This is a genomic window from Georgenia sp. EYE_87 (assembly GCF_023148685.1).
Lineage (GTDB): Bacteria > Actinomycetota > Actinomycetes > Actinomycetales > Actinomycetaceae > Georgenia.
In genome coordinates, this window is sequence record NZ_JAHXNL010000010.1 from 56,586 (window position 1) to 78,513 (window position 21,928).

At 70.0% G+C, this 21,928-nt stretch carries 15 protein-coding genes; 9 read left to right on the forward strand and 6 right to left on the reverse strand.

The window, feature by feature from the left end; genetic code table 11:
- Position 1: 1 nt before the first annotated feature.
- Together KZX45_RS14560 and KZX45_RS14565 are read right to left on the reverse strand one after the other, a co-directional pair.
- Complete coding sequence (locus KZX45_RS14560) at positions 2–904, reverse strand: ABC transporter permease (RefSeq protein ID WP_248258477.1); 903 nt, start codon at positions 902–904, stop codon at positions 2–4.
- A 42-nt stretch (positions 905–946) separates the two neighbouring features.
- Positions 947–2,251: a polysaccharide pyruvyl transferase family protein gene (locus KZX45_RS14565; protein WP_248258478.1), complete on the reverse strand. Its 1,305-nt coding sequence runs from the start codon at positions 2,249–2,251 to the stop codon at positions 947–949.
- A gap of 195 nt (positions 2,252–2,446) precedes the next feature.
- Between KZX45_RS14565 and KZX45_RS14570 the strand changes: the two genes are divergently transcribed.
- From KZX45_RS14570 to KZX45_RS20365, 4 genes are read left to right on the forward strand one after another with little or no spacing between them, the layout of a single operon-like run.
- The gene (locus tag KZX45_RS14570; protein WP_248258479.1) at positions 2,447–3,400 is read left to right on the forward strand and encodes a class I SAM-dependent methyltransferase; all 954 of its coding nucleotides are present in this window, start codon (positions 2,447–2,449) and stop codon (positions 3,398–3,400) included.
- Positions 3,397–4,989, forward strand: coding sequence for a glycosyltransferase (locus tag KZX45_RS14575; protein WP_248258480.1), 1,593 nt, complete (start codon positions 3,397–3,399; stop codon positions 4,987–4,989). Before KZX45_RS14570 ends, KZX45_RS14575 begins: the two co-directional genes overlap by 4 nt.
- A complete protein-coding gene (locus KZX45_RS14580) occupies positions 4,989–6,347 on the forward strand; it encodes a glycosyltransferase family 4 protein (RefSeq protein WP_248258481.1) in 1,359 nt (452 codons plus the stop codon). The genes KZX45_RS14575 and KZX45_RS14580 overlap by 1 nt, the downstream gene beginning before the upstream one ends.
- Positions 6,344–9,181 (forward strand): YfhO family protein, encoded by a 2,838-nt coding sequence (locus KZX45_RS20365; RefSeq protein WP_248258482.1) that lies wholly within the window; start codon positions 6,344–6,346, stop codon positions 9,179–9,181. Before KZX45_RS14580 ends, KZX45_RS20365 begins: the two co-directional genes overlap by 4 nt.
- Before the next feature lie 168 nt (positions 9,182–9,349).
- On the opposite strand, the gene rfbB is transcribed toward KZX45_RS20365, so the two are convergent.
- Positions 9,350–10,345, reverse strand: a complete 996-nt coding sequence (gene rfbB, locus KZX45_RS14590) for a dTDP-glucose 4,6-dehydratase (protein ID WP_248258483.1) — start codon at positions 10,343–10,345, stop codon at positions 9,350–9,352.
- A gap of 65 nt (positions 10,346–10,410) precedes the next feature.
- The gene (locus KZX45_RS14595; RefSeq protein WP_248258484.1) at positions 10,411–11,733 is read right to left on the reverse strand and encodes a UDP-glucose/GDP-mannose dehydrogenase family protein; all 1,323 of its coding nucleotides are present in this window, start codon (positions 11,731–11,733) and stop codon (positions 10,411–10,413) included.
- Positions 11,734–11,821: 88 nt separating this feature from the next.
- Between KZX45_RS14595 and KZX45_RS14600 the strand changes: the two genes are divergently transcribed.
- From KZX45_RS14600 to KZX45_RS14620, 5 genes are all read left to right on the forward strand, one after another.
- Complete coding sequence (locus tag KZX45_RS14600; protein WP_248258485.1) at positions 11,822–14,053, forward strand: N-acetylmuramoyl-L-alanine amidase; 2,232 nt, start codon at positions 11,822–11,824, stop codon at positions 14,051–14,053.
- A 43-nt stretch (positions 14,054–14,096) separates the two neighbouring features.
- A complete protein-coding gene (locus tag KZX45_RS14605) occupies positions 14,097–16,712 on the forward strand; it encodes a glycosyltransferase (RefSeq protein ID WP_248258486.1) in 2,616 nt (871 codons plus the stop codon).
- A gap of 87 nt (positions 16,713–16,799) precedes the next feature.
- Positions 16,800–17,981, forward strand: a complete 1,182-nt coding sequence (locus KZX45_RS14610) for a glycosyltransferase family 2 protein (RefSeq protein ID WP_308221747.1) — start codon at positions 16,800–16,802, stop codon at positions 17,979–17,981.
- Positions 17,978–19,159, forward strand: coding sequence for a glycosyltransferase (locus tag KZX45_RS20370; protein ID WP_248258487.1), 1,182 nt, complete (start codon positions 17,978–17,980; stop codon positions 19,157–19,159). Before KZX45_RS14610 ends, KZX45_RS20370 begins: the two co-directional genes overlap by 4 nt.
- Positions 19,156–20,103 (forward strand): lysylphosphatidylglycerol synthase domain-containing protein, encoded by a 948-nt coding sequence (locus KZX45_RS14620; protein ID WP_248258488.1) that lies wholly within the window; start codon positions 19,156–19,158, stop codon positions 20,101–20,103. Before KZX45_RS20370 ends, KZX45_RS14620 begins: the two co-directional genes overlap by 4 nt.
- Before the next feature lie 260 nt (positions 20,104–20,363).
- On the opposite strand, the gene KZX45_RS14625 is transcribed toward KZX45_RS14620, so the two are convergent.
- Together KZX45_RS14625 and KZX45_RS14630 are read right to left on the reverse strand one after the other, a co-directional pair.
- Complete coding sequence (locus KZX45_RS14625; RefSeq protein WP_248258489.1) at positions 20,364–21,290, reverse strand: glycosyltransferase family 2 protein; 927 nt, start codon at positions 21,288–21,290, stop codon at positions 20,364–20,366.
- The gene (locus KZX45_RS14630) at positions 21,287–21,904 is read right to left on the reverse strand and encodes a dTDP-4-dehydrorhamnose 3,5-epimerase (protein ID WP_248258490.1); all 618 of its coding nucleotides are present in this window, start codon (positions 21,902–21,904) and stop codon (positions 21,287–21,289) included. Before KZX45_RS14630 ends, KZX45_RS14625 begins: the two co-directional genes overlap by 4 nt.
- Between the last annotated feature and the right edge of the window lie 24 nt (positions 21,905–21,928).

Sequence of the window (21,928 nt, forward strand, 5' to 3'; positions counted from 1 at the left end):
CTCAGAGCTCCTGGGCGAAGTTGCCCTGCATGGTGGCGAACAGACGTTGGGAGATCACCAGCATGACAAGGCCGACGGCGAGCGCCACCAGCAGCCGCATGGCGAGGTCGCCCGGGAAGGCGCCCTCCGGTGCGGCCGTCCAGACGGCGCGCTGAAAGCCGAGGACGGCGATCGTGACCGGATTGTCGAGGTAAAGCAGGGCGATGGTGGGGCTGACGGCGCCATTGACCATCTGCCAGGAGTAGACGATCGGCGATGCCCAGAAGCCGAGCATGAGCGCCACCTCCACCAGGTACTGGACGTCGCGGAGGTAGACGTTCGCGGCCGAGAGCACGAGGGCGGCGGCGGTGGCCCACACCAGGGTCACGGCGAGGGCCGCCGGCAGGTAGAGCAAGCGGCTGTCGAAGACCAGTCCGCGTATGGCGAGTGCGGCGACAAGGAGGATGGCCAGCTGGATCGCGAAGTTGAACAGCGCCGATCCCACGGTGGCCAGCGGGAAGATCTCCCGGGGAAGGTAGATCTTCTTGACGATCCCGTCGTTGGCGAGGATGGATGCGGTCCCGTTCGCCACGATCTCGTTGAAGAGCTGCCAGACGGTCAGCCCGGTGAAGACGTAGATGGCGAAGTCCGGGATAGCCCGCTCGGCGCCGAGGAAGCGACCGATGGCGACGTAGTAGATGAGCAGCGAGACCAGCGGTCGAGCCAGCGTCCACAGGAACCCCAGCGCGCTGTCCTTGTACCGCGCACGCAACTCCCGGCGCACCAGCATGCCGAGCAGCTCGCGACGTTCCCAGATCGCACCGACAGAGTCACGGGCGCCGACGAAGAACCCGCTCGGCGGGCTCGCGCGACGCAACGGCTGCGTGGCGAGCTCTCGCATCCGTGCCTCTGCTTCGGGACTCATCGATCTCCCTAGGTGGTTCACGGGCGGACGTGATCCGACCGCCTACTGACGGACCAGGATAGATCGGATCCTGTCGACGACAGTTCGCGCGGCGGCCCGGAACCGGCGGTCCAACGTCCCGTCGAGCAGGGCCAGCGCGTTGTCCAGGTCGGCCTGCAGTCGGGCTGTGTGCTCTGCCCCCGCGGCCAGCTCAGCCCGCAGCACGCGCTGCTCGGCGCCAAGGGCCCGCACCTGTGCCGTCAGGTCCCCGGTCCTGCGGTGAGCTTCCGCGAGCGCGACGTCGCGGTCGCGCACCACCGCCTCCTGCTGCTGCAGGAGGAAGGTTCTGACGGTGAGCGGGTCCTCCGCCGCGGGAAGAAGCTTCGGCTCTGCTGCGCCGTTCGTGGCGGTGGCCTGACCTTCGCCTCCCTCGTCCGTGCGCTCCTTCTGACCCCCCGCGAGGGCCGCGACACGGGCGAACGCCTCGTGCACCGCGTTCCTGTCGGCCGCGATCTGCGCTGAAAAGTCTGGGCGTTCCTCCTCCGTCTGCCGGACGAGGTCCTTCAGGGACGCGCCGTCGTGGAAGATGCGTTCGGACAGGCCGCGGTCGTCGAGGTAGTTGCGCACCTTGCGTTGGTCCGCCGTGATGAACGGCACGTTCTGGGAGTACGAGAAGATCGTGCCGTGCAGCGTCGAGACGACGACGTAGGACATCTGCCGCATGACGGCGTGCAGCTCGAGCGGGTCCAGCCGCGGCAGCACGACCGCGCGGGAGCGGTCGAAGGGGAGCGACTCCATGAAGCTGTCGTCGTAGTTGTAATGCGTGAAGGGGATGAATACCTTCGGCCGGTCGATCGCGTCCACAATCTCGACCAGCTCGGGCACGAGGCGCAGGGTGTGGGGAACTACGTGGATGCCCACCGCCGGCTCGTCGTCCGGAAGTCCTTCGATCCTGAAGTCGGGCGACTCGAGCGTGGTGGTCGTGCACGGCAGCAGCTGGGCGTCCGGGACGGCGGAACGCAGCACGTCCACCTCGCGCGAGGTGCGGGCGCTGACGAACTCGTAGTCGCGCAGGTACTCCAGCTGGTCCGCGTCGTCCCACACGCCGGCGGAGTTGAGGACGGCCGGGCCGGACGCGCGGAATCGGTCGTAGAAGGGGTCGCCCAGGGGCCGGATGAGGTCGCCCCCCCCGACGACGACCAGCCGGCCTCGCGTATCGACCTCCTCGAAGGGGGAGAGGACCTGCGTCGTGCCCACGCCGTGCCGGGCGAGCTCCTGGCCGACGGCGATACCGATGGCCCGATCACCCGTGTTGGGACTGACCGAGTCGTACAAGGCACCGACGTCGGTGCCGCTCCTGGCTGGCATGGGTGAACGAGTCTCCTTCGTCGACTTCGGGTCGCGGCGTGGTCTTCGTGCGTGCGGCCTGACGCTGGCATGCTAGGACACCGACGTCGTCGCGCCTCCGCGGCAGGGGGCTGCAGCCGTTCGTGGCGCCGTGCCCCGGAGCAAGCACCCGGAGCGCGATGCGATGATGTGCCCATGCTGAGGAGAGGAACTCCAGTGCGGAAGGATCTGTCCGTTGCCGGACAGGCGCAGATCGTCGAGGCCGTAGGGGAGCGGCGTACCGTCCTCGACGTCGGCCGCACGCTCGGTCCCGAGGCGCTGATCCTGGCCGAGCGGGGCTGCGCCGTCACTGCGATCAGCACCGACCCGCGGGTGGACGGGGAGCCGGCGTCCTACCTCGCACGGACGGTCGTCGCGCAGGACAGGCCGTTCGACCCCGCCGCCGTGCTGGACGAGAACGACATGTTCGACGTCGTCGTCCTCGGCGAGGAGCTGGCGCGCTCGGAGGATCCGGTCGCGCTGCTCAGGGCAGTGCAGCCGCACCTCCGGCCGGACGGCGAGCTCATCCTCTCCGCGCCCAACCTCACACACGGATCGGTACGGCTGGCCGCGCTGGCCGGGCGATGGGACCCCGCCAGAGGCCCGGTCCGGAACCACTTCGCCCTCGGCACGCTGGCGAGGCTCGTCCAGGAGGCGGGCCTGGAGGTGGCGGCGGTACGCGCTACCGTGGCCGACGCGTTGGCGACGCCCTACGACGTACCCGACGACGTTCCGTCCGTCAGCGTGCAGTGGGTGCGCAACCAGCCTGAGGCGGCGTACTTCCACTACGTCCTATCGGCCCGGCGGCCGGCGAGCGGCCCGGTACCTCGGACGGAGATTCCGGAGGTGCTCGCCGACGGCGCTGTGCAGCCGGTCCAGGACCACCACGCCGAGGCTGTGGCTCGGGCCGAGGCACGCACGGACGACCTGCGTCACCGGGTCCTCACGCAACGCGACCACATCATCGGCCTCGAGGCCACCGCGGCCAGGGCCACCGCGGAGCTCGCACGGGTGCGGCGCGAGGCCGAGCAGGAGATCGCTGAGCTCCGGGCCACCACGACCTGGCGGGCGGGGCGGCTGGCCGTCGCGCCGGTTGCGAAGGTGCGCAGTCTCCTGGGTGGCCGCCCATGACGGCCCCGATGTTCTCGGTCGTCACACCTGTCTACAACCCGCCGGTCGGGGCCCTTCGAGAGATGGTCGCCTCGGTCCTCGCACAGACGTACGGCTCGTTCGAGCTGATCCTGGTGGACGACTGCTCGCCCGACGCCGAGGTACGCACGGTGCTGCACGAGCTCGCCGCGGCGGATCGGCGGATCGTGCTGGTGGAGCGCGAGAAGAACGGCGGCATCGTCGCCGCGTCGAACACGGCGCTGGAGCAGGTGCGCGGCGAGTTCGTGGTCCTGGTGGACCACGACGACCTGATCGAGCCCCAGGCGCTCGCACGGGTTCGCGAGCGGCTCGACGCCGAGCCGGAGATCGACTACCTCTACACCAACGAGGACAAGGTCGACGACGCCGGCAGGCGGTTCGACGTCTTCCTGAAGCCCGACTGGTCGCCCGAACGGCTGCGTGGGCAGATGTACACGTCGCACCTGTCGGTGCTGCGGACCGAGCTCGTGCGTGCCGTCGGCGGGTTCCGGCCCGGCTTCGAGGGTTCCCAAGACCACGACCTGGTGCTTCGGGTGGTCGAACGGGCACGACAGGTCGCGCACGTCCCCGAGGTGCTGTACCACTGGCGCGCCCACCCCGGGTCGACGGCGGCGAACTATCAGGAGAAGTCTTACGCATGGCTCGCCGGGCAGCGGGCCGTGCAGGACCACGTCGACCGGGTGGGGATTCGCGCGACGGTCGAGCTCGGAGAGCTCCCCGGCACCTACCGGCTCGACCGGCGGGCGCCGTCGGGTCTGAGCGTCAGCGTCGTCATCCCGACGAACGGCTCGGCCGGGATGGTGTGGGGCGAGGAGCGGGTCTACGTCGTCGAGTGCGTCCGTTCGCTGCTCGAGCGGCTTGGCGGCGTCCATCTCGAGGTGGTCGTCGTCTACGACGAGCCGAGCACGCCCGGGGCGGTGCTCGAGGAGCTCGAGGAGATCGCCGGCGCCTCGCTGGTGCTGGTTCCCTACCGCCGCCCGTTCAACTTCTCGCAGAAGTGCAACGTCGGCTTCCTGGCGGCGACCGGTGACGTCGTCGTCCTTCTCAACGACGACCTCCAGGTCGTCTCGGACGGCTTCCTGGAGCAGCTCGTGGCGCCGCTGAGCGAGCCGGACGTCGGCATGACGGGGGCGCGGCTGCTCTTCGCGGACGGGACGCTCCAGCACGGAGGTCACCAGTACTCCCGCGGCGACATCACGCATGTGTTCCTGGGGGCCGACGGCACGTGGGGCGGGCCCTTCTCGGAGCTGACGATCAACCGGGAGTGCTCCGGGCTCACCGCTGCCGCCGCCGCGCTGAGGCGCGAGGTGTTCGAGGAGGTGGGGGGCTTCTGCGAGGCGCTGCCGGGCAACTTCAACGACGTCGACCTCTCGCGCAAGGTGGGCAGCGCCGGCTACCGCATGGTGTGGGTCGCGGGCGCCAGTGCGTACCACTTCGAGTCCCGCACGCGCGAACCGAGCGTGCGCAGGTGGGAGTACGAGAACCTGCTCGCGAGGTGGGACTTTTCGGGCGACGACCGGTACATGCCCGTCTCCCTGACTGGAGCGTTCCGCGAGAGGATCGGGCGGTAGTGGCCGCCGCCGTCCTGATCGCCACGCTGGACACCCTCGGTGACCGGATGGCGGGTCCCGCCATCCGTGCCTGGAAGATCGCCACGGCCCTGGCCGCCGAGAACGACGTTCACCTGGTGACGTTCGCCGCATGCGATCGCCGGGCGGAGCAGTTCACCGCACGGCACGTCTCCGTCCCCGAGTTCCGCGCCGAGGTCGAGGGCGCCGACGTCGTCATCATCCAGGGATACCTGCTCCGCAACTTCCCATGGCTGGCGGCCTCGGAGAAGGTCATCGTCGTCGATCTCTACGACCCGTTCCACCTCGAGAGCCTCGAGGTCCTGCGGAACCACCCCGAGGAGGAACGGCGCGGCGCGATGGCCGGGGCTCTGGCGGAGCTCCACGCCCAGCTGCGGAGGGGCGACCTGTTCCTCTGCGCGTCGGAGAAGCAGCGGGACCTCTGGCTCGGGCACCTGGCGATCGCGGGCAGGATCACCCCGGCGACGTACGACGCCGACCCCTCCCTGCGGGAGCTCGTCACCGTGGTCCCCTTCGGGCTCGACCCGGAACTGCCCGTCCGGCGGGCGCATGGGATCAAGGGCGTGGTGCCAGGGGTCGGTCCCGAGGACCCCGTAGTCCTCTGGGGCGGCGGTGTGTACAACTGGTTCGACCCGCTGACGGTGATCGACGCGGTCGCGCGCGTGCGCGAGCGCGTGCCCGCCGTCCGACTGTACTTCCTCGGGATGAAGCACCCGAACCCCGACGTCCCCGAGATGGCGATGGCGGTCGCGGCGAGACGGCGCGCGGACGAGCTCGGGCTGACCGGCCGGCACGTCTTCTTCAACGAGGAGTGGGTGCCCTACGAGCGGCGCGCCGACTACCTGCTGGACGCCGATGTCGCTGTGAGCGCCCACTTCGACCAGATCGAGACGGCCTTCAGCTTTCGCACGCGGATGCTGGACTACCTGTGGGCCGCACGGCCGATCGTCTGCACGGCGGGTGACACGTTCGGCGATCTGGTCGACGCCGAGGGCCTCGGAGCCTCCGTCGAGGCGGGCGACGTCGTCGGCCTCGCGGCGGCCCTCGAACGTCTGCTCACCGAGCCCGCGGCATGGCACCGTGCGCACGAGAATGCGCGGCGGGTTGCCGAGAACTACACGTGGCACGTGGCGCTGGCGCCGCTCGTCGAGTTCTGCCGCGCGCCGCGGCGGGCGCGGGACGCCGGGCAGCCGTCGCTCGCGCCGGTGACCGGGACGAGGACCGGTGCCCTCCTCCGCCGGACGCGCTCGGACGTGGCGGCCACCGTGCGGCACCTGCGCACGGGCGGGCCGCGTGCCGTCGCCAGCCGGATCGCCTGGCGACTCGGACGCTCCTCGTGAGTCGGCGTGGCGAGCGTCGCCAACCTGCCCGTCGTCCGCTCAGCGCTCTCACGGCGTGGCTCGCGCCCGTCCTGCTGCTGCTCGTCCTGGTGGGACCGGCTTTGGCCGGGCAGCAGGTGTTTGCGGCGGGCGACCTCATCGACCGCAACGCGGCCCCCTGGACCGAGTCGTCCACGGTGGAGGAGATCACCAACGTCTGCGTGTCCGACACCGTCGACTCCACGCTCCCGTCGGCGCTCGTCTTCCGTGACAGGGTGGCCGACGGGGACGTCGCGCCGCTGTGGGACAACTCCGCGTCGGCCGGGGCGCTGCTCGGCGCGGCGCCGCCGCAGGGGACCTCCTCACCCATCTTCCTCGCCACGCTGCCGTTCTCGGACACCTCCTTCACCGCCTGGATGAAGGTGCTGGAGACCGCCGTCGTCCTGACTGGCACCGTCCTGTGGGCCCGCCGTCTCGGCCTGAGCTCGGCTGCGGGTGCGGTGGCTGGTGTCGTCTACGCGTTCGGCGGCTTCATGGTCATGTGGACTAACTGGCCCCAGTCACGCACCGCGGCGTTCCTGCCCCTGCTCTTCTGGGCGCTCGAGCGCATCGTCCAGGACCGCACCCTCCGCTCTGCGCTGCCGCTCCCGCTGGTGGTGGCGGCGCTGGTTCTCGGTGGGTTTCCCACCGTGGTGGTGTACGGCGTGTACTTCGCCGCCGTCTACGCCATGGTTCGGCTGGTGGCGGAGAACCGGCGTCGCGCACGCTCGCGCACCCTCGACGGCCCCGTCGACCGCCCCGGAGACGGCACCGGAGGCCGGGTCTGGCGCGACTGGCTGAAGCCGCCCGCCCTCGCCGCGGTCGGCGGAGGGCTCGGAGCGCTCCTCGTCGCCTTCCAGCTGGTGCCCTGGTTCAAGCAGCTCACCGCGACGGACCTCAGTTACCGCGAGAACATGTGGGCCGGCACGTTCAGCTGGGGCGAGTTCCTCACTCTCGCCTACCCGCAGGCGCTCGGCACCTGCGCCTCGGACGCGCTGCGCTGGGGCTCGGTCATCCCGGTCGAGGGTGTCTCCTTCGTCGGCGCCGGGGCGCTCGTGCTGGTCGTCGCCGCGCTCATCCTTCCGGCTGCCGGTGGACGCATGGCGGGCACGCGGCCGGTCTTCCTTCTCGGTGGCCTCCTGACGCTCGCGGTCACCTTCGTGGGCGGCATGCTCAACTATCTGTTGCACCTCCTCCCGCTCATGGCGACGTCGCCGATGCACCGGATGCGCTCGGTCGGGATCCTGATGTTCGCGATGCTCGCGGCAGCCGGATTTGACGCGGTACGCCGATCCACCGGGGAACGGCGGTGGCTGCCCTGGGCCGGGGTTGTCGCTGCCGCCGCCGCACTCGTGCTTGCCGCCCTGGCGGTGTACCGGCTCGCGCCCACGCCGGAGGCCTGGGCGCAGGCTCGTACCCCCCTCGCCCTCGGCCTGGCCTGCGGAGCCGGCGTCGCCGCGGCGTGGGCCTGGATCATGTCCGGCATTCCCGGACGGCGGCTGGCGGCCGGCTTGATCCCGCTAGCCCTCCTGGTCGACGCCCTGGCTTTCACCACTGCCTACTGGCCCCGCAGCGAACCGGGCACGTTCTACCGGGAGACGGCCACGGGGCAGTTTCTCAGGGACAACCTCGGCCACGACCGGATGGTGGGAGCGGGCTACGCGTACTGGAACGGTGCGAACAAGGTGGCGGGCATCCGCTCGTTGTCCGGGCACACCTTCGTCCCCGCGCACTGGAAGGAACTGCTGGACCAGATCGACCCGACGATGTTCCTCACCCCGACGAACCACACCCTCAACGACCTCACCGCGCTCGACAGCCCGGCGCTGGACCGTCTGGCCGTGCGGTACGCCGTCATGGACACGACGTTGATCCCGCCGGGGCAGATTCTCGGTGTCGAGGACCAGGACCGGGCCGTCGCGGTGAAGCTCCAGCACCGGCCCGGAGAGCGCAAGCTGCCCGCGGGGACGGCGCTCAGGGGTGTCGTGGTGGAACTGACGCAGCCGGTGGGTGACATCGACGAGGACGACGCCCCGACGCATTTCGTCGCCGAGGTGCTCGACGACGCCGGGAACGTCCTCGTGACCGGCGAGCGGCGTATCCGCGACGGCGCCGCGGGCGTCCAGATGATCCCCGTCGACGGCGAGGAGTTGGCCGCACTCGACGTGACCCTCCACGTCCGCGTCCGTGCCGAGGGGGATCCGCCGCTCCAGGTCCTGGGCACCACTGCGCCGGACGCACAGGGCCAGCGGGCCTGGGTGGGCGTGCTCACCGCGGACGACAGGGGCCTTGACCTTGTGCACACCAGTGACGCACAGGTGGTCGAACGCGCCAGGGCCCTTCCCCGTTTCCGGTGGGCCCAGGAAGCCGCGACGTGCGAGACCGCGGAGGAGTGCGTCGCAGAAATGGGCGAGGTCTCGTCCGGCACCGTGCTCCTCGACCCGGCGGACGCGTCGAGGACGACCTTCGGGGGCGATCCGGCCGACGTGAGCGTGGAGCTGGACGGCGACGACCTGCAGCGTGTCCGTGTCAGCGCCATGGGGGACGGCATGCTCGTCGTGGCCGACGGTCTGCACGACGGCTGGGAAGCGTTCGTCGACGGGGAGCCGGTCGACATCGTGCGCGCGGACTACGCCATGAGGGGCGTTCCGGTGCCCGCCGGCGAGCACGTGGTGGAACTTGCGTACCACCCGCCCGGTTGGGGTCCGCTGTCGAAGGTGGCGGCCGTCACCGGCGTCGCCGTCTTCGGGCTGTGGGGCGTCCTCGCCTGGCGTGACCGACGGCATGGACGACGCCGGACCGTCGCGGCCGGCTAAAAGGCCTGATCGAAGGGGCGTCGCCCGATCGAACGGCGTCGCCGGATCTGAGAACCGTCGCGGGATCCGAGGTCGTTGCCGGATCGTCGGGGCGTTGCGTGATCGGCAGGGGCGGGGGCGGTCACGGTTGGAGCCGGCGGGCTCGCGTGCCGTGACCACCGCTGGCGCCTATTGGCCCTGAGCCGCGTACTTCGCCTCGACGGCGGCCTTCTGCGGGCGCCACCAGCTCTCGTTGTCCCGGTACCAGGCGATGGTGTCCTCGAGACCGGAACGGAAGTCCTTGAACTGCGGCTCCCAGCCGAGCTCCTCGCGCAGGCGCGTGTTGTCGATGGCGTAGCGCAGATCGTGCCCGGGGCGGTCCGCCACGTGCTCGTAGTCGTGCGGGTCGTGTCCCATGAGCTCGAGGATGAGCTCCACGACCTCCTTGTTGTTCTTCTCCCCGTCGGCGCCGATGAGGTACGTCTCGCCGGTCCGGCCCTGCTCGATGATGCGCCACACGGCGGTGTTGTGGTCGCGCACGTGGATCCAGTCGCGCACGTTCTGGCCCGCGCCGTAGAGCTTGGGCCGCACGCCGTCGATCAGGTTGGTGATCTGGCGGGGGATGAACTTCTCGATGTGCTGGTAGGGCCCGTAGTTGTTCGAGCAGTTCGAGATGGTGGCCTCGACGCCGAACGAGCGCACCCACGCCCGCACCAGCAGGTCGGAGCCTGCCTTGGTGGAGGAGTACGGCGAGGAGGGGTTGTACGGGGTCTGCTCGGTGAACTTCGCCGGGTCGTCCAGCTCGAGGTCGCCGTACACCTCGTCGGTGGAGATGTGGTGGTAGCGCACGCCGTGCCGGCGGACGGCCTCGAGCAGCGTGAACGTCCCGATCAGGTTCGTGGTGACGAACGGCGAGGGGTCGTTCAGGGAGTTGTCGTTGTGCGACTCCGCCGCGAAGTGCACGACCACGTCGGAGTCCCGCACCAGCGGGTCGACGACGTCGGCGTCGGCGATGTCCCCCTCCACCAGCGCGACCCGGTCCGTCACGTCCGCCAGGGAGGCGGGGTTGCCGGCGTAGGTGAGCTTGTCCAGGACCGTCACCCGGGCGTCGGGGTAGTCCGCGACGGTCTGGTGGACGAAGTTGGCGCCGATGAAACCGGCACCACCGGTGATGAGCACACGCACGTCAGGGCCTCCTCGGCCAGGTCGGGGTCGGAATGGGCCAGTGTAGGCGTTGGGCCTCGGAACGGTCAGGGGCGGCCGATGCCGGTGTAGGTCCAGCCGGCGGCGCGCCAGGTGGTGGGGTCGAGGGCGTTGCGGCCGTCGATGATCCAGGGGTTGGTCACGGCGTGCTTGAGGCGGGTGGGGTCGAGCTCCTTGAACTGCTTCCACTCGGTCAGGAGGAGGACGACGTCGGCGCCGGCGGCGGCGGCGTAGGCGTCGTCGGCGACGTGGGTGGTGGGGCGGGCGGCGCGGAGCTTGGGGCCGGCGGCGGGGTCGGTGATGACCACGGTGGCGCCCTCGCCGGAGATGCGGGCGGCGATGTCCAGGGCGGGGGAGTTGCGCATGTCGTCGCTGTCGGGCTTGAACGCCGCCCCGAGGACGGCGACCTTCTTGCCCTCGAAGGTGCCGCCGAGGCCGTCGCGGGCGGTGTTGACGACGTGGTCGCGGCGCCGGTCGTTGATGGAGTCGACCTCGCGCAGGAAGGTCAGGGCCTGGTCCACGCCGAGCTCGCCGGCGCGGGCCATGAAGGCGCGGATGTCCTTGGGCAGGCAGCCGCCGCCGAAGCCGATGCCGGCGCGCAGGAACTTCTTGCCGATGCGGTCGTCGTGGCCGATGGCCTCGGCCAGGGCGGTGACGTCGGCGCCGGTGGCCTCGCACAGCTCGGCCATGGCGTTGATGAAGGAGATCTTGGTGGCCAGGAAGGAGTTCGCGGCGACCTTGACCAGCTCGGCGGTGGCGTAGTCGGTGGTCAGGCGGGGGATGTCGGCGGCGAGGAGCTGCTTGTAGACGTCGTCCAGGACGGCCTGGGCGGACTCGGCCTGCTCGGGGTCCTTGGGCAGGCCGTAGACGATGCGGTCGGGGGAGATGGTGTCCTGCACGGCGAAGCCCTCGCGCAGGAACTCCGGGTTCCACACCAGCAGCGCCCCGGTGGGGGCGAGCGTCTCGGCGATGGTCGCGGCGGTGCCCACCGGCACGGTGGACTTGCCCACCACCAGGGTGGGGCCGTCGACGTGGTGGTTCAGGTGCGGGACCAGGGAGGCGACCGCGGAGTGGACGTAGGTCAGGTCCGCGGCGTAGCCGCCCTGGACCTGGGGGGTGCCGACGCCGATGAAGTGGACCTGGGCGTGGGCCAGGTCGGCGAAGTCGGTGGAGAAGCGCACCCGGCCCGCGTCCACGTTGCGCTTGAGGAGCTCGTCGAACCCGGGCTCGTGGAACGGCGAGACCCCCCGGGAGAGGGACTCGACCTTGGCGGCGTCGACGTCGATCCCGACCACGTCGTGGCCCAGCTCCGCCATGCACGCCGCGTGCACCGCACCCAGATACCCGCAACCGATCACCGAAATCTGCATGGGAGCACGGTACCGTCGAGCGGGGGTACGTGGAGCGAGCCGTTCGTCCTTCGCGTCCCTTCCGAGCAGGGCAACGGGGGAGAAACACATGTCTACGCTGAACGTGGTGGCTGGCGCGCTCGCAGTCGGTGTGCTCGTGGCCGGAGGAACTGCCGTCCCGACGCAGGCCGAGACGCCCGCGGGTGGTGCGCACGGACCCGCTCAGCCGCTGACCGTCATCTCGCTCACCGACGACGACGGGAGCCGCACCGGCGTCGCCGTCGCGGGGCTCGACGAGCTGGCGGTGGACTCGTCGGACGGTGCGGTCGACGACGTGCAGACCGGGTACACCGCCGCTCCCGCGGGGGCGGGCGCGGCCGGGATCGGGCGGGGGGTCGCTGCCGTGCGGCCTGCTGTCACCGGGACGGCCGCAGCGCTCGAGAACGTCGCGGTCCTCACGCCGCCGATGGCCACCGACGAGTTCATGGTGGCGGGTCTCACCTGGGAGGCGGGGGACCCCCTCCCCGCCGGCGGTCGCGTCTTTCTCCGGGTGCTCGAGGACGGCAGCTGGTCTGACTGGCTCGAGGTGGAGGAGGAGGACGGGGCGGACGAGGGCCGGGGCGGCAGGGCCGGCACGGACCCGTTCGTCACCGGCGGCGCCACGGCGGTCCAGATCCAGGTCACGGGCGACGCGGTGGACCTCCCGGCGGGCCTGGAGGTCAGCCTGATCCCGGCCGCACCGGATCCCGCCGCCCCCGAGACGGTCGTCACGGAGCCCACCGACGAGCCTGCGGAGCTCCCCGCCGGCGAACCGACCGCCACCACCGAGCCGGCCGCCTTCACCTCGCTCGGCGCCACCCGGGCCGGCGTCGTCGCCGCCGCGGTCACCACCGACCGGCCCGGCGCGTCCGGCACCGCACTCCCCGGCTCAACTGCCGCCGCCGCACCTGCGGGCGCGCTCCCCGCCACAGCCGCGTCGTTCGTGACGACCGCATCCGCGAGCGGCCCAACCACACCTGCCGCCGCTGCCGCGCCCCTGAGCGCCGTGGCCCCGGCGGCCGTGACCACGCCGCGCCCCGCCATCACCAGCCGGGCCGGCTGGGGGGCGGACGAGTCACTCATGGACTGGCGCCGGACCTACGCGCCCCTGCGGGCCACCGTGGTGCATCACACGGCGGGCTCGAACACCTACGCCTGGGACGAGTCGGCGTCGGTCGTACGTGGCATCTACCACTACCACGCCGTGACCAGGGGCTGGGGCGACATCGGCTACAACTTCCTCGTCGACAGGTGGGGCCGGGTGTTCGAGGGCCGGTCGGGCTCGCTCGCTGCGCCGGAGGGGCAGATGGTGGTGGGCGGCCACGCGCAGCCGTTCAACTCCGGGACGCTGGGGATCTCCGCCATGGGCACCTTCACCTCCAGCAGTACTCCCAGCCGCACGCCGATCCTCGACTCCATGGCCGACGTCGTCGCCTGGCAGTTCGCCCGGGCCGGCATCGACATGACCTCACCGAGCGGGCTGATCTCGAACGGGACCCCGACTCGCCCAGCGGGGCAGAACCTCCCGCGCATCTTCGGGCACAAGGACGTCAGCAACACCTCGTGCCCCGGCCTGTTCTACGGCGACCTCAGCCGACTATCGGTGAACGTGAACGCACGAATGCCGCAGCTGTTCCATCTCAACAATGCCTTCGGTCCTGTTGCGGACATCACCTTCCGGTACGGGGACAAAGGCGCGGAGGTCTTCGTCGGCGACTGGGACGGTGACGGTGTAGACAGCATCGCCACTCGTGTCGGCAACACCTTCGACATCAGGAACTCCAACTCCTACGGTCCCGCTGACCGGGTGGTCCCTTACGGCAAGGTTGGCGACACCGTGCTGGTGGGGGACTGGGACGGCGACGGGGTCGACACCTTCGCGGTGCGGCGGGGCAAGGAGTACTACGTCAAGAACTCTCTCACCTCGGGGCCGGCGGACGTGGTGATCGCTTACGGTCACGCCGGGGATCAGGTTCTCGTCGGTGACTGGAACGGTGACGGGCAGGACACCTTCACCGTGCGTCGTGGCCACCTCTACTACGTGAAGAACAGAATCGCGGGCGGTGAGGCGGACACCGTCGTGGGCTACGGCCGAGCTACCGACAGCGTTCTCGTCGGCGACTGGGACGGCGACGGCAACGACACGTTCGCCGTGAAGCGGACAGCGCGGTACTACATCAAGAACACCATCGCAGCGGGAGACGCCGACTTCGAACTGGTCTACGGCAGGCCGACCGACTGGGTCATTGTCGGCGACTGGAACGGTGACAGTGAGGACACGCTGGGGGTCGTGCGGCCCTGACGGCTTCACCTTCAAGCGACAGGCAGCCCCATACGATGCTCGGATGCGCGTCGTCCAGGTCTCGGCCCACTACCCGCCCAACTTCGTCTCCGGCGGGACACTGGTGCCCCAACGCATCGCCCGAGCACTCGCCGGCGCGGGAATTGAGAGCCTGGTCTACGCCGGGCATCTCGATCCAGCGCGACGACCGTTGGAGACGTGGACAGAGAATGACGGTGATGTCGCCGTCCGGTGGGTGGTGACGACCCCGTGGACCGGTTGGGCCGACCCCAGGAACAGCGAGAATCCCGCCGTCGAAACAGACTTCCGTGTATGGCTCGACGAGGTGCGCCCCGACGTCGTGCACCTCCACTCTCTCCAGACGCTCGGGGGCTCCCTCGTCCGTGCCGCGAAGGACTCCGGTGCACGAGTCGTCGTGACGATGCACGACTTCTGGTGGATCTGCGCTCGGCAGTTCCTGGCTACGAAAGAACTGCGGCCATGCTCCCTCGTGGTGAGCTGCGGAATCTGCCCGTGCGAGGTCGATCATGACTGGCTCGTTGCGCGGAACAAGGACCTCGGGCAGCACCTGGCCTGGGCCGACGTCGTTCTCGCGCCGTCGGGAAGCGCAGCGCGCGTCCTGGCGGCCAACGGTGTGCCCGCCGGTCGGCTACGGGTGGACGAGAACGGACTACCGGCGGACGCGCGGGCGATCGAGTACCCGACTAGCGGACCCGCAGTGCCTCACGCTCCCCAGCCGGGGAGCGCGCTCCGCCTGATGTTCGCCGGCGGTGACGACCCGATGAAGGGAGTGGGCCTCCTTCTCGACGCGACCGGCAAACTCGCAGACCTCGACGGCTGGTCCCTGGACATGTATGGAGTCACGGCTCGGCAAGGTGCACCCTCGCGGGTGCGCTTTTGCGGCGCGTACGCTCCAGCGGAGCTCGGCGCCGTCCTGGCCGCGCACGACATCCTTGTGCTGCCGTCGATCATGCGGGAGTCGCACTCGATCCTCACGCGCGAGGCGCTCGCCGCTGGGCTGGTTGTCGTCTGCTCCGACACACTCGGCCCCGAGGAAGCGGTCCGGCACGGAAGCAATGGGCTGGTATTTCCGGACGGCGACGTCGACGCACTTTCCACCGCCCTGCGCGCCCTGATCACGGACCCTGACGGAGCCCGCTCCATGATGGGCCGAGGGTCCGCCTCGCCCATCCGTAGCTTCGATGACCAGTTTGAGGGGTTGCTGGACCTCTACCACGAACTCGCTGCTGAGGCCGCGGGCACTCTCGAGGGTCAGCCTCCGGGCGCTCAGGGAGCCGTCGCGCAATCCGGCGGCGGGACGTACGGCGCCGACCGACCAGCACAGTCCGAGCAGAGCCCCGTCAAGCGTGTGCTCTTCGTTGTCGGGATCCAGGGAGCCCCGCTGCGTTACCGGGCCCAACTACCGGCCGAGGCGCTACGCATGCTGGGAATCACCGCTCAGGTCCGTCACTATCGCGATCCGGCGCTGCCTCGTCTGGTCGAGGATGCCGACGCCGTGGTGCTTTATCGGGTTCCCGCGACGAACCAGATTCTCGACCTGGTTGCCACGGCGCACAGCAGGAAGGATCCCGTGCCTGTGCTGTTCGACGTGGACGATCTCATCTTCGATCCAGGTCTCGAGAGCGAGGTCCACGGCCTGACCGCGCTGGACGCGAATGAGCGCACGCTGTGGTGGCGGGGAGTCGCCCGGTACCGGACCACGATGGAGGTGGCCGATGTCTTCGTGGGCTCCACGGATCAGCTCTGCAGCCACGCCACCGCTGTCTCTGGTCTGCCCGCCTACCGCTACGACAACGGCGTCGGCGTCCTGCTGGCACAAGCCTCCGATGCCGCCCTGGCGCGTGCGCGCACGCCTGGGCCGCTGCGCATCGGGTACTTCTCGGGCACCACCACGCATGACGCGGACTGGGCGGCCGTAGAGCCTGCTGTGCTTGCTGTCATGGCGGCTCGACCGCATGTCGAGCTGTGGCTGGGCGGCCATCTCCGCACCACGGACGCCCTGGATGCGGTTGCCGACCGCGTGCGGCGGCTGCCCTTCGTGCCCTGGCACGAGCTGCCGGGCTTGCTGCGCGACGTCGACGTCTGCCTCGCACCGCTGACCGACGGGAGCCGCTTCAACGAGGCGAAGTCGGCCATCAAATGGCTAGAGTCGGCGCTGGTGGAGACGGCCGTCGTCGCATCGCCCACCCAGCCGTTCCGGGAAGCGATCGATCATGGGCGTACCGGATTTCTTGCCACCGACGAGGCGGCGTGGCGCGAAGGGATCGGCATCTTGCTCGACGATGCCGCGCTCCGCCGTCGGATCGGCACGCAGGCTCGGCGTGAGGCGCTGCTCCGCTGGTCACCCCACCTACAGGGGCCGGCATACCTGGCGGTTCTGAAAGCCGCGATCGACCACGTGCGGGAGAATGGCCCGCGCCGCCCGAGTACCTGGGAGCCCGTGCACGACGACGAGCCCTACTCGGCGGCGGACGCCTGGGTGGAGAGGTACGCCGTCCCCATCGGCGACGGGCTGCGGATTCCCGCGGCCCTTCGGCATCACCCGTGGGTGCGCAAGCTCGGCGCGATGCGTCGTATCTACCGGGCGGCAGGCGGCCGCGCCGTCGCAGCGAAGGTTGCCGCGGCCCTCCGACGTTGATCTGGGCAGCCGCCCCCAGTTTCCTGCGCCTCGACGTGACGCGGCTTACGGCGGCTTCCGGGTCGGGTCCGTACACTTTCACGTGATGTGCGCCCCGGCCGTGGTTGGGCGCCGGATCCGTTATCGAGGGAACCCATGAAGCTGTTCGTCCAGATACCGTGCCTGAACGAGGAGGAGACACTCCCCCTCGTCCTGAGGTCGATCCCGCGCGAGATCCCCGGCATCGATGCAGTCGAGATCCTCGTGGTCGACGACGGCTCCAGCGACCGCACGGTCGAGGTGGCCCGCGAGCATGGGGTCGAGCACATCGTTCAGCACGCCCGGAACATGGGACTCGCACGATCATTCCGCGATGGCATCGATTACGCCCTCGCGAATGGCGCTGACATCGTCGTCAACACCGACGGAGACAACCAGTACCCGCAGGAGCGCATCGCCGACCTTGTCCAGCCGATCGTCCACGGCGACGCGGACGTGGTAATCGCAGACCGGCAGACCGCGAAGATCGCGCACTTCTCGCCGTTCAAGAAGGCCATGCAGAAGGTTGGCTCCGAGGTCGTCAACAAGGCTGCCGGAACGGATCTGCCTGACGCGGCCAGCGGCTTTCGGGCGTACTCCAAGGCGTCTCTGCTGCGTCTGAACGTCGTCACGCAGTTCAGCTACTGCATGGAGACGATCATCCAGGCGGGTAACAAGCGGCTCCGGATCGTGTCGCTACCAATCACGACCAACCCCAAGACCCGCGAGTCACGGCTCTTCAAGAACATCTGGCAGCACATGTTCAAGTCGGGCACCGCGATCACGCGTTCGTACCTGATGTTCAAGCCCCACATGATCCTCGGGTGGCTCGGCGCCGTCATGCTCGTGGTCGCGCTCATCCCGTTCCTGCGGTTCTTCGTCTTCTGGCTCATGGGCGACGCCGGTGGGCACGTGCAGTCCCTCATCTTCGGTACCGCCATGCTCGTCGGAGCGCTGCTGTGCTTCGCTCTGCTGGTCATCGCCGATCTTCTGCGGACCAACCGGGTCCTGCTCGAGGAGTCGCTCGAGCGACTCAAGGAGCTTCAGTACCGCCCGCCCGCCGAGGTCACGATCCGCCACGATGGCGACGCGCAGGATGTGACGTCGGTGCCGGCGACGGGCCTGCTCACACGGGTGCGCACGGAGAGCGCGAATCCGGCCATGGTCGACGGCCGTCGCGTCCCCGCCGACGCCGTGCCGGGTGCGCGCCCGGCGACGACGGCCACGGTCGAGACGGTGCCGCGCCGGTGAGAGTCCTCGCCTTCGGCACCTACGACGTTCGCTCCCACCCACGTGTCCAGGTCCTCATCGACGGCCTCCGGAGCCGTGGCCATGAGGTGGCGGAGGCCAACGCCCGGCTCGGGCTGTCGACCGCAGAGCGGGTCCGCATCCTGCGGGAGCCCTGGCGTGTGCCCGTCCTGGTCGGCCGGATCATCGCGTGCTGGGCATCGCTCGTCCTGCGTAGCCGCCGGTTCAGGGGGCCCGCCGGGCCAGACGCCGTTCTGATCGGCTACCTCGGGCATTTCGACGTGTTGCTCGCCCGAGCGCTTTTCCCGCGCACCACTCTCGTGCTCGACCACCTCATCTTCGCTGCGAACACTGCAGCGGACCGCGGCGCGGCGGGCGGCCTCCGTGAGCGAGCCCTCAGTCTTCTCGACCACCTCGCCCTGACTGCCGCCGACGTGATCGTCGTCGACACGGACGAGCACAGCGCCATGGTCCCCGAGCAGCTGCGCGAGCGGGCCGTAGTCGTCCCAGTCGGCGCTACGGACGACTGGTTCGCCGCCAGCGGGACTGCTGCGGCCATGTCGGACGGGGGGGAAGCGGGCCATCTCCCCAGCTTCGGCAGCGGCGAGCCGTATGTCGCTGGTGCGGGCGGCACGGTGCCGCTCTCGGTCGTCTTCTTCGGGCTCTTCACGCCTCTGCAGGGCAGCACGGTCATCGGCAGGGCCCTTCGTCTGCTTCACGAGCGAGGCGCGCCCGTGCACACAACCCTGATCGGCTCCGGGCAGGATGCCGCCGCAGTCCACGCGGATGTCGACGAGCTTCCCTCGGTCACATGGGTCGACTGGGTGGACGCAGACCAGTTGCCCGCCGTCGTCGCGGCTCACGACGTCTGCCTTGGGATCTTCGGCACCACCGACAAGGCACTCCGCGTCGTGCCCAACAAGGTGTATCAGGGCGCAGCTGCCGGTGCCGCCATCGTCACCTCCGCCACCGAGCCGCAGCGCCGTGTCCTCGGAGACGCGGCCGTGTTGACCCCGCCCGGCGACGCCGAGGCGCTCGCCGATGCGCTCGCGGAGCTGGCGGGTCGGCCCGAGAGGGTTCGACAGCTACGGCTGGCGGCCACCAGTCGGGCTTCCAGTGACTTCACCGCAGCAGCCGTCACCGGGCCCCTCCACCGCGTGCTGGTCGACGGCCGACGATGACGCGACTTCTGGTTCTGCTGCGCTCGCGGAGCCTACGCATCGGTTTCCTGCTCGCAGCCCTCGCGGCTGGTGTGTGGGCAGTGGGCTCGCAGTGGGGCGAAGTCCGCCTGGCGCTGGCCTCTATCCCGGTCAGCGCGGTATTCGGTGCCCTTGCACTAAGTCTCGTCTACGTCGTGCTGACCATGGCGTCGTGGCGTGTCCTCCTTACCGACCTCGGCTCCCGGCTCAGTCTCGGCGCGGCGTCTCAGGTCTTCTTCGTCTCCCAGGTCGGGAAGTACATCCCGGGTGGCGTATGGAACGTCCTCGCCGCCGCCGAGATGGGGGCCGACCACGCGATCCCGCGCCGACGCTCGGTCTCCGTGATGGTCGTTTCGATCCTCGTGTCGATCGTCACCGGGCTGGCGCTCGCCGTGCTCGCCATGGTTCTTGCGCCCCCCAGGGTGGCCCGCGACTTCGGCTGGGTCGGATGGTTCCTCCCGTTGTTCGCTGTCGTGCTTGCACCACCAATGCTCAATCGGCTTCTCGGAATCGTGCTGCGGCTCACCCGCCGTCCGCCGCTCGAACGGCCACTGACGATGCGCGGCGTTACCCTCGCTAGCGTGTGGTCGCTCCTGGCCTGGGTCGTCGCCGGCGCTCAGGTATGGCTGCTCGCCGGCGCTCTTGGGCTCGAACTCTCGGTCGGGACCTTCGCGCTCGCAGTCGGCGGTTACGCCCTGGCATGGACTGCAGGCTTTCTGGTGGTCGTAGTGCCCGCCGGCGTCGGGGTTCGCGAGGCTGTCCTCGCGGCGGTTCTCGCCACCCACCTCGAGTCTGGCGCCGTCGTCGTGGTTGTACTGCTCAGCCGTGTGCTGTTGACGGCCGCCGACCTCGCACTAGGGGTCACGGGGCTGGGGACCGGGCGGGCACGGCGTCGTGACACAGGAAGTCTGACGACCTCGTCATAGTGTGCCGGTACGCGTGGGCGATATGGCCGCCGCGCACAGCGAAACGAGACTGGGAATCAGTCGGTTCACCTATCGCGGCGCGGCCGGGAACCTCACCGCAGGGTTGGGGCCTTGCGGTCGAAATGTTCGAGGGCGACGCGCGTGCGACCCCCTCCCTTCCGAGCGATACCGCTGGATGCTCGTCAACGGCCCGCGGTCGGCTGCGAGATCAAGCCATGGCATCGGCCGCACGGCTTCATCCCGGAGCACTGGCACGTGGACTACGTCCGCTGGCGAAGCGGCCCGGCGCGGTCGCGCAGTCCGTCGGCGATGCCTCGCGCCATAAAGACGGTGCGGCGGCGACGCGGCGCGGTGAGCAGGGCGTTGAAAGCCACGTACTTAGCCAGCCAAACGACGTAGCCGAGACGCCACCATGGGCTCAGCAGACCAGAGCGGACCAGCAGGATGGTGTTACGCGCGAGGTAGTAGGTGCGCACGGGGGAGTGGACGTGCACCTCCTGCGCACGCCCCGGCAGCTTGGTCAGGCGGTCGCCGAGCTCGTGGGCGAGGTGCGCGTCGGTCACGGCGAACAGCGTGTAGCCTGCACGCCGCGCCCGCAGCCCCCACTCGAGATCGACATGGTCGATGAACCATGCGGCGTTCATGTCCCCGACCTCGTCCAGCGCCTCCATCTCGATGAGGCAGCCCGAGGCGATGAGGAACGCCGCGTCCACCATCCCGTCGTGCGCCTCCTGCGGCCGCGCCCGGCGCGGGCCCCAGCGCCGGGCCGCGTACACCATTTGCTCGGAGCTGGACCGGGTGTCGCTCGAGACCGGACCGACGGCCGCGACCCGGCCCCGCGACGCGGCGGCGCGGCGGAAACCGCTGACCAGCCGGTCCACCATGTCCGCGGCCGGGAGGGAGTCCTGGTCGGAGAGGAGGACCGCGTCGGCCGCGAGCTCCCGGGCGCGCGCGATGCCGACGTTCTGCGCGTGAGCGATCCCGAGGTTCTCACCCAGCTCGACGAGCTCGGCGCCGACGTCGAGGCACAGCCGGCCGAGCTCGGCACGTGCGGGCTCGGGAGAGCCGTTGTCGACCACGACCACGTGGGCGCACTGCCCGGCGAGCGCGGTGAGCAGCGGGCCGGTGTGGCGCGGGTCGGGTCGGTACGTCACCACGACGGCGACGACGCGCGGGTTCTCGATCACGCGCGCAGGGAGGCGAGGTACTCCTGCACCTGGTCGTACCGGGGGAGGATCCCCTGCTCCTGGGCGGTCATCAGGTCGGGCGCGTCGGTGTCCTTCTCCGAGAGCAGGAGCTCGAGCGGGGAACCGTCACGGCCCGTCGTCGGCCAGTCGATGGCGACGGTCGGGCACAGCGGGTTGACGCCGTGCTCGCGGCCGGGGGCATAGGGGGCGGAGCAGAGGTAGACGACGGTGGAGTCGTCCTCGAGCGAGCAGAAGGCGTGCCCGAGACCCTCCGAGAGGTAGATCGCCCGCCGGTCGACGTCGTCGAGCAGCACGCTGTCCCACTGGCCGAAGGTGGGGGAGCCGACCCGGATGTCGACGACGAAGTCGAGCACGGCCCCGCGCGGGCACATGACGTACTTGGCCTGCGACGGCGGGACGTCGGCGAAGTGGATCCCGCGCACCACGCCAGCCGCGGAGACCGAGGAGTTGGCCTGCTTCAGGCTCAGGGGGTGCCCGACCGCCTCGACGAAGGGGCCCTCCTTGAACGCCTCGAGGAACACCCCTCTCGGGTCGCCGAACAGCTTCGGGGTGATCTCCCACGAACCGGGAACCTTCAGCTCACGGAACTCCACATCTCCTCCTCCTGGCCCCTACGG